Raw genomic sequence first — 12,010 nt, 5'->3', positions numbered from 1 at the left:
TGGTATTGCAATTATTAAGCACATCAATAGCGGAAGCCTTTGGCAGTGAGGAGGAAGCGGCAGGCCGTTTAGCAGCAGGGGGTGGTTTAGCAAGTTTGCTTTATTTGGAATTGCTAGATGCCTCATTTAGCTTGGATGGCACTATTGGTGCATTTGCAATTACTACTAATTTACCTTTAATTCTTACTGGCTTGGGTTTAGGGGCCCTGTTTATTCGCTCTCTAACGCTGATGTTGAGCCGCGAAAAAGCCCTAGATAGTTTGGTTTATTTAGAGCATGGCGCTCACTATGCCATCGGCGCCTTGGGGCTGCTTATGTTATCTGGAATTCTTTTAAAGCAATGGCATATGCATCTACCTGAATGGCTGAGTGGCTTAATTGGTGTTGTGTTACTTCTATTGGCATTGTTTGATTCCTTGCGCCAGCGCCGCAATGTTTCAATTCAATAGAAATCCACTGGCCAGCCACCCCATCCACCCCATCCACCCCAGCCAAAGCCACCGTAATCGTTATTTATTCCCCAGTTTGGTGCATTCCAGCTTGATGGAGATTCATAGGGGCCGGGCCCCTTGGGGCCAGTTAAACTATCAATATTTAAGAAGGGTTCAGTTTGCACTTGGCAGGGGCAAATGCAACTTCCAGTGTTGCTTTGATAGCCAACAGTTGGCGGATTGCAGGCACAGGTGCATGCTTGAGCAATCAGGCTGAAAGCAAGTAAGAAAGTTTCCATTTGCCAATTGTATTACTTCTAACCTTGAAGAGATTTAATTTCAATTATTAAGCCCTTGACGAGAATTGAACTCGTGACCTCTCCCTTACCAAGGGAGTGCTCTACCGCTGAGCTACAAGGGCGTGTGATGGGCCGGGTTGGATTTGAACCAACGTAGGCAGAGCCAGCGGATTTACAGTCCGCCCCCATTAACCACTCGGGCACCGACCCGCATCACACCCAAAGAATTTACCAGTGCACTACCCCCGCGCCTACGCTTATTAAAAAAAGACTGTTGCCATGCGGATTTTGGTACTGCACGGGCCGAATTTAAACCTGTTGGGAAGCCGTGAACCGGGGCTTTATGGCAGCTTCAGTTTGGAGCAGATCAACGTTGAATTAAGGCGGCGAGCTGATGGATATGGGGCGGCGCTCAGTTGTGTGCAGAGCAACCAAGAGGGGGTCTTGGTGGATCAAATTCAGCTTGCTAGGGGTGAATTTGATGGGATCTTGATCAATGCGGGCGCCTACACCCACACTTCTATTGCTTTGCGTGATGCCCTGCTTGCGGTGGCGTTGCCTTATGTGGAGCTTCATCTGAGCAATGTGCACGCCAGGGAACAATTTCGCCATAATTCCTACCTAGCTGATAAGGCGATAGGAGTGATAAGTGGATTTGGAGCTAGCAGTTACTTTTTGGCGCTTGATGGGATGGTGGCACATTTAAGCGCTAAAACTCAGTGACAATTGCCGCTATTACACCAATTCGTTGGCTGGTGAATTCCAGTAGTAATAGCTGGCTGGAGCAGGCAATCGCTCGGCCGCAGGAATTATTAATTGATCATGCCCATTGCGAACGTAAAGCGGCAGGTGCTGCGCTGCAATTGATGTTTCGCTATCCCTCTAATGAAGCATTAGCGGAAGTTTTGAGTGCCTTAGCTCAGGAGGAGTTGATGCATTTTGATATGGTTTTGGCCTTGCTTCAAAGGCGGGGTATTGCTTTGCGCCCATTGCGAGCTCCTCCCTACGGAGCAAGCTTGATGAGCCTGATCCGTAAACAGGAACCACTACGGCAATTAGATGCATTTCTTGTTGCCGGTTTAATTGAAGCCCGCAGCCACGAGCGGATGGCACTTCTTGCAAGCCACCATCCAGATCAAGAATTAAGTAATTTATACCGTGAATTATTAGCCAGCGAAGCGCGTCATTTTGGTCTTTATTGGCTTCTCTGTGAACGCTACTGGCCGCGGCAGGTGATTATTCCCCGTTTAGAAGAACTTGCATCCGCTGAAAGCAACGCTCTGATCGGTGAACTGGCCAAGCCTGAGGATTTACGTTTTCATTCTTTTGGTGTTAATTCTCTTTAAGCAATGCAAATCCCCCTTCTGTTAACTGCATTTGTGCTTGGCGCTGGTTTGATCGCAACTCCAGCTCCAGGCTTGGGGCAGGAACAAAAATTAGTGGAGCAAAATCCAGCTGCTGGGATGAAGCTTTCCGCTGAAAATTATAAAGTTATAATTGGTAATCCACCTTCATCAGGAAGCGCTGAGGAAGCAAACGATTTAGCAATTTTACGCTGGAACCAACGCACGCGTTATCCGCAGGGTGTGGTGCATAGCTGGCGGTTTCTTTACCGTAACTTAAGTAGTTTTGATGCAGCCGTTGGAGCTGATCTAGCAAAGGCTGCTCCCGGTTTATTTAAAGGATTACCGGCTTTTTTAAAAGAAATTGATAATATTAAAGATCAACTAAAAGATGCAGTAGCAAGACCAAGGCCTTATGTGAGCTTTAAAGAATTCCAACCATGCCTGCCACTTGAATCAACTTGGTCTTACCCGAGCGGGCACGCTACTTGGTACGCAGCCACATCTTTATTGCTAACTGATTTGTTACCAGCTAGAGCAGAAAGATTGGAGCAGGTGGGATTACAGGGAGGTTACGCGCGCAACTATTGCGGTGTTCATTACCCAAGTGATGTTCTCGCTAGCCAGAGGTTGGCAATAGCAATATCTAAAGATGTGATTGCATCTGCTCAATGGAAAAGTTTTAAAGAGCAGCTCAAACCAGAACTGCAGAAACTTATGGTTGCGCCGCCAGCTGGTCTGCCCTTGTTAACAGATTAAATAACTTTATTTTAATATTAATTATCAACTTCTAGTAAAGGGTATCCGGTGGCAATTTGATTACCTGTAAATTCTGCTACCCAGCCATCGGGATTATTAAAAAAGCGAATCGCGCTAAAATTTGGATTTTCACCCATATCAAACCAATGTTTAGTGCCAGCTGGCACACTTATCCAGTCATCTTGTTCACATAAAACCTGTAAAACTTCATCGTTTATGTGTAAACAAAATAAACCGCGGCCCTCTACAAAAAAACGTACTTCATTTTCTGCATGGATATGTTCAGATAGAAATTTTTGGCGTAATGCAATCCGATCGGGATGATCTGGTGTAACCCGAATAGCATCTACTACGGGGTAATCACCTTTTGTTTGTGTTGCCGCGATCTCCTGGCTGTAGGCCGCCAAGATTTCAGTAGAACTTGCATTTTTGCCTAGATCTACCTTGGCAGGCCAACGTTCAAACCCGATGCCTCTTTCCGCTAGGTAGTTTTTTATTTCGTCTGGCACCGCACTTTTCAAAATTGGCTGGTTTGCGGTTTTACTTGTGGCGCAATGGCGGAAGATGGTGAGATGGCTCATGGTGCTCCTCTGGTTTATTACTTTGCTGCAGTTTAGAAAGGGTTTTGCAGTTTCTTTGCTTTGAGTGGCATGGCAGGGTTAACCCTTGTGGGGGTGGGGCCAGGTGATCCAAATCTTCTAACAGTGGCTGCTGTGCGCGCTATTGAAGCAGCAACTGTTGTGGCTTATCCGGTTGCTCAGCAAGGGGCAGAGGGTATGGCAGCGCGAATTGCGAGCCCATGGCTAAAAAATCAGCAAAGCCATCGGCCTCTTTTGTTTCCGATGGTGGCAGCAGCGGAGCCGCGGCAAATGGCGTGGCGTTACGCCGCAGATGAGTTATCAGCGTTAGTAGCAACTGGTGAACAGGTGGTGCTGCTTTGCGAAGGGGACGCTTCATTATTTGCTAGTTGTTCTTATGTGTTGCTTGATTTGGCTCAGCGTTATCCCAACTGCCCCACAGCCGTTATTCCAGGCATAACGGCCGTTGCAGCAGCTGCAGCAGCAGCTGCAACAAGCTTGGGGATGGCATGGCCTTTGGCTTTGCAGCAGGAGGGGTTATTAATTAAATCCACACCGAACAATGTTGAGGAGATGGAGATATTGCTTGATCAAGCAAAGGCCTCTGGCACGGTGCTTGCATTACTAAAACTCGGCCAGCGCTGGATCTGGTTGCAACCTTTGCTGGAGGTTCGCGGGCTATTAAATACAAGTTTATTTGCCCAGAGGGTTGGTTGGCCTGATCAGTTGCTGGCAACTGCTGATCAAGTGCCAGCAGCAGAAAAACCATATTTCTCCTTGTTATTAATTCGCCAAAGCTGGCCTGAGGTGCTCCCTTGACTGCAATTAATTGGTTCTCGCTACTGCATCCGGTATTGATGATCCTGTTTGTTTATCCGGTGGTGGGGGCAACGATCAGGCTTGGTTTATTGGTGCGAGAGCGGCGTTTAGGGATCACAAACCAGTTGGCGGCGGTGCCTGTTGAACATTCAGACCATGGCCGCTGGCTCACTGTTGCAGTGGTTTTCACTGTATTGATAGCTTTTGTTTATTCCTTTCTAAAAAATTGGTTTGAACCGGCAGAACCATTTACTGGTGGTGTGCTGCGCTTAGCACTGCTATTGCTGGTGGCAGCTGGCAGCTTTATCGCTGTTGTTGCATTGTCTGTTGTAAAAAAGCCGGCTTTAAGGGCTATTTTTGCGCTTCTTTGCTGGGCTGGTTTACTTGGGCTAGGTAGCGAACCTGAAATTTGGCGCGTTAGTGATAATCCATTCAATGCTTCTTTTTGGAGTTCTCACTATTGGATCGGTGTATTGCTTACAGGCTTATTGCTTTTTTCGTTGGCGGCAAGGCCTGAAATCCAAAATTCAATTCGAATGCGGCGTTTGCATGTAACAAGCAACGTGTTGGTGGCTTTGTTGTTAGCGGTGGCTGCTATTACCGGCACTAGAAATTTGCTTTGGTAACCACAGCAGCCGGCTGATCAAGGCAAAAAATGCTTGCCACTCTGGCGGTGCTTGTCGATTAGGCCAGGCGCCAGCTCTGCCGAATAACCAACGTTTCAATTCAATAATTTCAATAATTTCACTCTTTTCCCATTGCACCTTCAGCTTTGGCCCTGGCGCTAGAAATAATTCTTCTACCGCAATTGCTGGCAGAGAAACACCATTAAGTGAAGCGGGATCCAGCAAAAGTTTCCAATCAGCGCCAATTTGCCATGGCTTTTGGCAACTTAATTCCGCCCCTTTTTCACTTATTGCAACAACCTGTACATTTTGTTTACGGCCGGCAGTATTAATTAGCCAGCCTTTAAGGTTTAGTTGCAACCAAGGGGTTGGATCCGGGCAGGGGCGATCCCAGCAAACCCTCAATGCTACAAATAAAGCGAGCAGATTTAGGCCAGCCCATAACAAGCCCAAGCCAAGCCCTGAATCAAGCTGGCCCCGGCTAATGCTTGTAATTATTGAACTCAAATTGAGCATATTCAACAAGATCAATGCCAGTAAAGGCAGAGCTAATACCAATGAAATGCCCCCCCTTTTGCGAACCCTATGTTTTGGTGTAATGCGAAAAGGTAATACCTTGCCCCATAGGCTCATTAACACCGTGCTGGCAAGCGGAATCGCAAGCGCCCAGCCGGGTAATTCTGCCAGCAACGCATGGCGACTACCGCGATTTAGCCATCCCACGCTAAAAAGTAAGCAAAGCCAAAGGGGCAGAAGTTTATTAATTAACGCATCTGTTGTGAATTGCACCGGCACCACCCCAAGCAAGCCAATACTCAGGGGCATCAACAGCAACAACAGCCTTGGCACTGTGTTGAACCAATGCAAAGCACCCTCTAAAAAAACAAAGCGCTGTTGCCAGCTCAACCCTGATACCCGCAACGGACCTTGGGGTAATCGCAAAGCTTGAAGAGTGCCTGCTGCCCAGCGTTGTCGTTGGCGCACAAAATCCAGCATCGTTTCTGCGGCAAGCCCAGCGCTTAGCTTTTCGGCGTTGTAAAGAACGCGCCAACCCTTAGCAGCGATGGCAGTGCCGGTAACAAAATCTTCCGAAATTGCAGTTTCAACAAAACCACCAACTTCATCTAGGGCGCTGCGGCGCACTACAAATGAAGTGCCAGCACACACCACTGCATCCCAAGCACTTCGCACCGGCTCAATCCAGTGATAAAAACTTTCTTCATCAGGCAGCAGCCAACGCTCCATACCTAAGTTGCGCATCACTGGATCGGCATTTAAAAAACTTTGTGGTGTTTGCACTAACCCCACATCTGCTGGCAGTAATAAGCCAATGCAGCGATTCAAAAAATGTTGTTGCGGCACAAAATCAGCATCAAACACCGCCACTAGTTCAGCTTTTGCAACAGCAAGGCCGGAATTGAGATTGCCTGCCTTGGCATTCACACGTTCAAGGCGGTGTTTGTAATTGCAGCCGTATTTAAGGGCTAATTCTTTCACCTCAATCCGTCCTGAATCATCGAGAAGCCAAATTGTGCGATTTAAATAATTGAGATCGCTGCAACCCTGTAGGCAGCGTTCAAGCACTGGTAATGGTTCGCCGCAGGTGGGGATCAACACATCCACCCAAGGGCGCCACATACTTTTTTGCCATTGCATTTCGGCTTGGTTTGCAGCCGCAAAACCATCGTTGTAGTTGCGCCAGGAAAGCAAAATTGGTATTAAGCCGCTTATTAACAACCAAGCTTCTGCGGCGAGCAATAACAAGCTCAAAGCTGCAGCTATCGGGGTGCTGAGGTTGAGGCTTGCAGTAAATCGCCAGTAGAGATATCTCACGCTTAGCAAGGCCAAAAGCAACATCAAGCTGCGACGCATCCAAATAGGACGGCTGGCCTCTGGCCGCCTGCTTAACCACAAAGGCCAAATCAGTAAAAGCCAAATAAATGCAGTCACTTGGGGTTAGTTGTTTTAATTACAACTGCTTTTGCGCTTCTTCTAACAAAGATTGGGTTGCTTCTGCTGTGGCGGCCCGCATCAAGGCATGGCGTAGTTGGGGCGCACCAGGAAAACCTATGCAGGTCCAACTTAAATGTTTTCGGGCAATCATTAAGCCGTGTTCTCCTTTCTCAGCAAGCAACATCTGCAGGTGATCGCGGGCAAGAGTTAGGCGTTCATAGCTTGTGGGTTCACCAGGATCAGGGGCACCGTTCAACACCGCCTGCAGCCTTCCCACCAGCCAGGGGGCGCCCATGCTGGCCCTACCCACCATTACCCCAGCAGCACCAGTAATTGCAAGGCAATTCAGGGCATCATTTGGGCTCGTGATATCGCCGTTGGCAATTACCGGTATTCGCAATTGCTGCCGTACTGCAGCGATCGCATGCCAATCGGCTTTGCCCTTAAAGCCCTGCTCCCGGGTGCGGCCGTGTAAACAAAGCCGCTGGGCTCCTGCTTCTTGAAGCAGTAAGGCAAAGCCCAGTGGGTTGGCAGAGCTATTGCACCAACCCAATCTGGTTTTTACAGTTACCGGCAGCTTCACTGCATTTGCAACGCTTTCTACAATTTTGGCCGCTAAATCAGGGCTGCGAATTAAGGCGCTGCCGCCTCCTTTACGGGCGATTTTGCGAACCGGGCAGCCCATATTGATATCGATTAGCACCGCACCACTTGCTTCCGCCCGACGGGCAGCCTCCGCTAAGGCAGTGGGGCGATGATCAAACAACTGCACCGCTACGGGGCCAATCTCATCGGCTAATTCCTCTACCTTGTAACGCCCGAAACCCAATTCAAGGCTTGTGGCATTCACCATTTCGGTGAAAAGCAATGCATCCGGCGCCCAACGCCGCACCAACTGCCGAAAACAACGATCGCTCACCCCCGATAGAGGTGATTGCAACACCAGCGGAGGCTCTTTCTTGAAAAGGTTGCTTGATTTGGTGGATGAATTCTGTAATGCTGCTGAGTTATTTGAATTATTGAGCATTTTCATTGCCACGATTTTAGTTTTAATTAGTAGGCTCTTATTGCTGAACCAAGGGTGATAATGGTCAATAGCTTAATCTATAGAGAGGAATGCACACAGTTATCAAATTGCTATGAAAGATGAGTTGCTCTGGCAGATTCTTGATGGGGGGCTTGAGGATCACCTCGTTTGTGAATTGATTTGGGAGCGTTTGGGTTATCTGCAAGCAGCGGATCTGGTTTGGCAAGCCGGACCCGCAACTCCACCAGAATGGAGCAAGGCCTATCCGATCGCGCCGGATTTCATTGCAGAACGTGCCCCAACAGTGATGCTTACCAGATCAATACCAACTGCATATAAGCAATTGTTAAAAGAGGAGCTTGGATTTAAGGGATATCAAATAAACCAGTTGGTACCCCGCCTAACCCGACGAGCAACCGCCGTAAGTTGGTTATTGGCATGGCGTAAAACAAAAGACGGGCCTGTAGGGTCAATAAATAAGTAAATAAGAGGACAACAGCCGTGGCTCTACCGGTGGTAGCAATCATCGGGCGTCCAAATGTGGGTAAATCCACCCTGGTAAATCGGCTCTGCCGCAGCCGTGACGCCATTGTTCATGATCAGCCTGGGGTAACTCGCGATCGCACCTATCAGGAGGGCTTTTGGGGTGATCGCACTTTTAAAGTGGTGGATACAGGCGGACTTGTATTTAACGACGACAGCGAGTTTTTACCAGAAATCCGCGAGCAAGCAAAACTAGCGATGGCAGAAGCTGCTGTGGCTGTAGTTATCGTTGATGGCCAATACGGCATTACAGCTGCTGATGAAACCATCGCTGAATGGTTGCGCCATCAGAATTGCCCAGTGTTGCTTGCGGTAAATAAATGTGAGTCGCCAGATCAAGGATTAGCAATGGCGGCTGAATTTTGGACCCTCGGCCTTGGTGAGCCCTATCCGGTTTCCGCTATTCATGGGGCCGGCACTGCAGAATTACTCGACAAAGTAATTACTTTTCTGCCCTCTACCCCTGAGCAAGAAGGCCTTGAAGAACCGATTCAAATGGCCATCATCGGTAGACCAAATGTTGGGAAAAGCAGCATTCTTAATTCCGTTTGCGGCGAAAATCGAGCAATTGTGAGCCCAATTCGCGGCACCACCCGCGACACCATCGATACAACGATTGAGCGGGAGGGCAAAACTTGGAAATTGCTTGATACCGCAGGTATTCGCCGTCGCCGCAGCGTTACCTATGGCCCTGAATTCTTTGGCATCAACCGCAGTTTCAAGGCGATCGATCGCAGTGACGTGTGCGTTCTAGTGATCGATGCGGAGGAGGGGGTCACAGAGCAGGATCAACGCCTTGCCGGCCGCATAGAAGAAGATGGCCGCGCTTGCGTGGTGGCAGTTAACAAATGGGACTTGATTTCAAAAGACAGTCACACCCTTCCTGCCATGGAGAAGGAGCTGCGCTCAAAGCTTTACTTCCTTGAGTGGTCTCCGATGTTGTTTATTTCAGCCCTTACTGGCCAGAGGGTAGAACGTATTTTCCCCCTAGCAGCACTTGCGGTGGAACAGCATCGGCGCCGAGTGAGCACCTCAGTTGTGAATGAAGTGCTCCAGGAGGCCCTCAGCTGGCGCACCCCTCCCACCACCCGCGGAGGCCGTCAAGGCAAGGTTTACTACGGCACCCAGGTGGCGGTGCGTCCGCCAAGCTTCACTCTTTTTGTGAACGATCCCAAGTTGTTTGGTGATACTTATCGCCGTTATGTGGAACGCCAGATTCGAGAGGGCCTTGGTTTTGAAGGATCTCCCCTGCGCTTGTTTTGGCGTGGAAAGCAGCAACGGGATGCAGAACGGGATCAATCAAAAGCAGCTGAGCGTTGATGGACTGGCTGCGACAGCTACCGATTGGTCAATACGTTGCTGGCCGCGGTTGGTTGCGACAGCTGGATCCTCGCTTGAAGTTTCTTTGGAGTTTGGCTTTTCTACTTACGCCAATTTTGGCTGGTCCGTTATGGCGGCTCGCTTTAGTGGCTTTGCTGCTGTTGTTAACTTTTTGCAGCGGCATTGCCTGGCGGATTTGGCAGCGCAGCTTGCCCACCTTGCTGGCTTTGTGCGTTGCGATTGCTTTATTAGCAGCGCTTTTACCCAGCGGCCCTGAACGGCCGTTACCACTGCAGAGCCCCCCTGAAAACTCCCTGCTGCCGCCGCCGCCGGCCTGGGTGCTGTTGCAGGTGGGGCCCCTGAAAGTAACGAAACGTTCGGCTGAATTGGGCTTAAACACTGGCACCTTGCTTTTTACCTTGATGCACAGCGCCAATCTGCTGCTGGTAAGCACGGCCCCAGAGGAGCTGGCTTGGGGTATGAGCGCCTTGATGCAACCTTTGGAGCGCTTTGGGGTGCCTGTTCAGAAACTTGGCTTCCAGCTGCTGTTAGCCCTGCGGTTTGTGCCGCTTGTGCAAGAGGAATTGCAAAATCTCCTGCGTGGCGTTGCCACCCGCGCCTTAAATCTGCGCCAACTTGGCTGGAAACAACTGCTGGCTTTGGTTTTAGCAGTGGCTGAAAGATTGCTGGCCAATATTTTGTTGAGGGCAGAGCAAGGGGCAGACGCCTTGATGGCCCGCAGCGAGCTTTGGCGTGCGCCAAGCGCATTAAGGGTGCCCCGTGTTCCCTTGATCTGGTTGGATGGATTGGGCCTTTCGGCTTTGCTGATGCTTCTGGCGCTGCGAATGCGTTTTGGCGGCTTCTAACGATCTTCTTAAGGAGTAAGCCCCTGTGAGCGCTGAACGTTATTTAAACCATCCAACTTTTGGTTTGTTATATCGAGTGTGCCCTGCTGGTGAAGCCCAGGAAGTGTATGCAACCCTTTATGCGCAGCGCATGTTCTTCCGGGTTAGCCATCACGCCCGTGGTGCAAATTTTGAATCGATGCCACTGCTAGATGCACGCTATTTAGCGGAGCAAAATTTACTAAAAGAGCGCCGTAATCGTTCAGTAGATCTGCCTTTATGGCAGAAATTATTTGAACAAACTTTTATATAAACCGTGGAGTTGTTGCAGCAGCGTTACCGGAGCTTGCGTCAGCAATTGCCAGCTTCTGTGCAACTGCTGGCGGTGAGCAAAGGGCAAGCAGCAACTGATATAAGGCTTTTGTATGAAATGGGCCAGCGTAGTTTTGGCGAAAGCCGTTTGCAGGAAGCTCAAGCGAAACAAGAACTGCTCGCTGATCTAACTAACCTTGATTGGCATTTCATTGGAAAATTACAAAATAATAAAGTGCGGGCTGTATTACTTCGTTTTAGTACTCTTCACAGCGTTGAAAGTAGCGAGCTGGCAAAACGAATTAGCCGTATTGCCATAGAAGAAGGGCTTACACCTCAGCTTTATGCCCAGGTTCAATTACGCCAAGATTCAAATAAAGGTGGATTTCAGCTCTTATCTTTGCGTCAGCAATGGCCCGAACTCGAAAAACTGCCTGGTGTTTGCTGGCAAGGGGTGATGTTGATTCCACCGCAGGTTTTAGACAACCGGGAGCTAGATCAAGTTTTTAAAGAGGGGGCCAGCCTTGCAAAAGAACTTGGATTACCTGGTTGTTCAATGGGAATGAGCAACGATTGGCCCCTTGCTGTGGCTGCAGGCAGCACGCTGGTGCGAGTGGGCAGTGGCCTGTTCAACGCCCGCGTTTAAACCTCAAAACGTAACCAAGAGCTTGCAACTGCAGCCAAGGGGCGCTATCTAAGAGCATCACGTCCTATGGGGTTCAGACGGTGTCGTTGTTCTCGCGCCTGAAATCGGTTGTTACAGGAGACGACTACCTGGATTCCGATTACGACGACGATCTTGAATACGATGAGTCTGTGGATTCAGCTGAGCCAGCCCCAAGAGGTGGTTCTTTATCAATGGCTAATCAATTCGATCTAGGCGATAGCTTCATTGGCTCCAATGTGATTGGTATGCCTGGGATATCTTCCAGTGCAGCGGAGGTGATGGTGATGGAGCCGCGCAGTTTTGATGAGATGCCCAAAGCGATTCAAGCTTTGCGTGAGCGCAAAACAATCATCATCAATCTCACGATGATGGAACCAGATCAAGCCCAAAGGGCGGTTGATTTTGTTGCCGGTGGCACCTTTGCAATAGACGGCCATCAGGAACGGGTGGGGGAAAGCATCTTTTTGTTTGCACCTAGCTGTGTAACC

At 49.3% G+C, this 12,010-nt stretch carries 16 protein-coding genes and 2 tRNA genes; 12 read left to right on the top strand and 6 right to left on the bottom strand.

From position 1 onward, the window contains the following. Positions 1–449: DUF475 domain-containing protein (locus tag KB557_RS05465; RefSeq protein WP_255132067.1), on the top strand; the 449-nt coding region annotated here is incomplete at its 5' end. Here the strand turns inward: KB557_RS05465 and KB557_RS05460 are convergent. From KB557_RS05460 to KB557_RS05450, 3 genes are all read right to left on the bottom strand, one after another. Beyond that, positions 443–730 carry a hypothetical protein gene (locus KB557_RS05460; protein WP_255132065.1) on the bottom strand — a complete coding sequence of 96 codons (288 nt, stop codon included), beginning with the start codon at positions 728–730 and terminating at the stop codon, positions 443–445. The two genes, KB557_RS05465 and KB557_RS05460, sit on opposite strands and share 7 nt — an antisense overlap. A 50-nt stretch (positions 731–780) precedes the next feature. Further along, positions 781–852 (bottom strand) — tRNA-Thr (locus KB557_RS05455). A gap of 6 nt (positions 853–858) precedes the next feature. Beyond that, positions 859–940, bottom strand: a tRNA-Tyr gene (locus KB557_RS05450). Between the two features lie 69 nt (positions 941–1,009). Here KB557_RS05450 and aroQ point away from each other — a divergent pair. Genes aroQ through KB557_RS05435 form a run of 3 tightly spaced genes read left to right on the top strand, consistent with a single transcriptional unit; the run spans position 1,010 to position 2,832 of the window. After that, positions 1,010–1,453: a type II 3-dehydroquinate dehydratase gene (gene aroQ, locus KB557_RS05445; RefSeq protein ID WP_255132063.1), complete on the top strand. Its 444-nt coding sequence runs from the start codon at positions 1,010–1,012 to the stop codon at positions 1,451–1,453. Next, positions 1,450–2,076 (top strand): tRNA-(ms[2]io[6]A)-hydroxylase, encoded by a 627-nt coding sequence (locus tag KB557_RS05440; protein WP_255132061.1) that lies wholly within the window; start codon positions 1,450–1,452, stop codon positions 2,074–2,076. The genes aroQ and KB557_RS05440 overlap by 4 nt, the downstream gene beginning before the upstream one ends. A 3-nt stretch (positions 2,077–2,079) precedes the next feature. After that, complete coding sequence (locus KB557_RS05435; protein ID WP_255132058.1) at positions 2,080–2,832, top strand: phosphatase PAP2 family protein; 753 nt, start codon at positions 2,080–2,082, stop codon at positions 2,830–2,832. Between the two features lie 17 nt (positions 2,833–2,849). On the opposite strand, the gene KB557_RS05430 is transcribed toward KB557_RS05435, so the two are convergent. Continuing rightward, on the bottom strand, positions 2,850–3,413 hold the full coding sequence (locus KB557_RS05430; RefSeq protein ID WP_255132056.1) for an acireductone dioxygenase: 564 nt from the start codon (positions 3,411–3,413) through the stop codon (positions 2,850–2,852). Between the two features lie 69 nt (positions 3,414–3,482). On the opposite strand from KB557_RS05430, the gene KB557_RS05425 reads away from it, so the two are divergent. Beyond that, a complete protein-coding gene (locus tag KB557_RS05425; protein ID WP_255132054.1) occupies positions 3,483–4,229 on the top strand; it encodes an SAM-dependent methyltransferase in 747 nt (248 codons plus the stop codon). After that, positions 4,226–4,855, top strand: coding sequence for a DUF4079 family protein (locus KB557_RS05420; RefSeq protein ID WP_255132052.1), 630 nt, complete (start codon positions 4,226–4,228; stop codon positions 4,853–4,855). Before KB557_RS05425 ends, KB557_RS05420 begins: the two co-directional genes overlap by 4 nt. On the opposite strand, the gene KB557_RS05415 is transcribed toward KB557_RS05420, so the two are convergent. Further along, complete coding sequence (locus KB557_RS05415) at positions 4,811–6,805, bottom strand: glycosyltransferase family 2 protein (protein ID WP_255132050.1); 1,995 nt, start codon at positions 6,803–6,805, stop codon at positions 4,811–4,813. The two genes, KB557_RS05420 and KB557_RS05415, sit on opposite strands and share 45 nt — an antisense overlap. Positions 6,806–6,824: 19 nt before the next feature. Continuing rightward, positions 6,825–7,751: a tRNA dihydrouridine synthase DusB gene (dusB, locus tag KB557_RS05410; protein ID WP_255132048.1), complete on the bottom strand. Its 927-nt coding sequence runs from the start codon at positions 7,749–7,751 to the stop codon at positions 6,825–6,827. A 196-nt stretch (positions 7,752–7,947) separates the two neighbouring features. Here dusB and KB557_RS05405 point away from each other — a divergent pair, with 196 nt between their 5' ends. The 6 genes from KB557_RS05405 to KB557_RS05380 form a co-directional block, all read left to right on the top strand. Next, on the top strand, positions 7,948–8,319 hold the full coding sequence (locus KB557_RS05405) for a DUF1823 family protein (protein WP_255132046.1): 372 nt from the start codon (positions 7,948–7,950) through the stop codon (positions 8,317–8,319). 17 nt (positions 8,320–8,336) lie between these two features. Beyond that, positions 8,337–9,698, top strand: a complete 1,362-nt coding sequence (gene der, locus KB557_RS05400) for a ribosome biogenesis GTPase Der (RefSeq protein WP_255132044.1) — start codon at positions 8,337–8,339, stop codon at positions 9,696–9,698. Beyond that, positions 9,698–10,564 carry an energy-coupling factor transporter transmembrane protein EcfT gene (locus KB557_RS05395; RefSeq protein ID WP_255132042.1) on the top strand — a complete coding sequence of 289 codons (867 nt, stop codon included), beginning with the start codon at positions 9,698–9,700 and terminating at the stop codon, positions 10,562–10,564. The genes der and KB557_RS05395 overlap by 1 nt, the downstream gene beginning before the upstream one ends. 25 nt (positions 10,565–10,589) lie before the next feature. Continuing rightward, positions 10,590–10,856, top strand: coding sequence for a PipX family protein (locus KB557_RS05390; RefSeq protein WP_255132040.1), 267 nt, complete (start codon positions 10,590–10,592; stop codon positions 10,854–10,856). 3 nt (positions 10,857–10,859) lie between these two features. After that, positions 10,860–11,501 carry a YggS family pyridoxal phosphate-dependent enzyme gene (locus KB557_RS05385; protein ID WP_255132038.1) on the top strand — a complete coding sequence of 214 codons (642 nt, stop codon included), beginning with the start codon at positions 10,860–10,862 and terminating at the stop codon, positions 11,499–11,501. Between the two features lie 80 nt (positions 11,502–11,581). Beyond that, the coding region (locus KB557_RS05380) for a cell division protein SepF (protein ID WP_255132036.1) at positions 11,582–12,010 on the top strand (429 nt) is incomplete at its 3' end.

Source organism: Synechococcus sp. Cruz CV12-2-Slac-r, assembly GCF_024346075.1.
GTDB lineage: Bacteria > Cyanobacteriota > Cyanobacteriia > PCC-6307 > Cyanobiaceae > Synechococcus_D.
This window is presented reverse-complemented; position numbering and strand designations above follow the sequence as displayed.

Bases quoted from the DNA above. Each gene is read 5' to 3' on its own strand.
- aroQ (WP_255132063.1), top strand. From the start codon at position 1,010: ATGCGGATTTTGGTACTGCACGGGCCGAATTTAAACCTGTTGGGAAGC.
- KB557_RS05425 (WP_255132054.1), top strand. From the start codon at position 3,483: ATGGCAGGGTTAACCCTTGTGGGGGTGGGGCCAGGTGATCCAAATCTT.
- KB557_RS05405 (WP_255132046.1), top strand. From the start codon at position 7,948: ATGAAAGATGAGTTGCTCTGGCAGATTCTTGATGGGGGGCTTGAGGAT.
- KB557_RS05395 (WP_255132042.1), top strand. From the start codon at position 9,698: ATGGACTGGCTGCGACAGCTACCGATTGGTCAATACGTTGCTGGCCGC.
- KB557_RS05430 (WP_255132056.1), bottom strand. From the start codon at position 3,413: ATGAGCCATCTCACCATCTTCCGCCATTGCGCCACAAGTAAAACCGCA.
- KB557_RS05435 (WP_255132058.1), top strand. From the start codon at position 2,080: ATGCAAATCCCCCTTCTGTTAACTGCATTTGTGCTTGGCGCTGGTTTG.
- KB557_RS05460 (WP_255132065.1), bottom strand. From the start codon at position 730: ATGGAAACTTTCTTACTTGCTTTCAGCCTGATTGCTCAAGCATGCACC.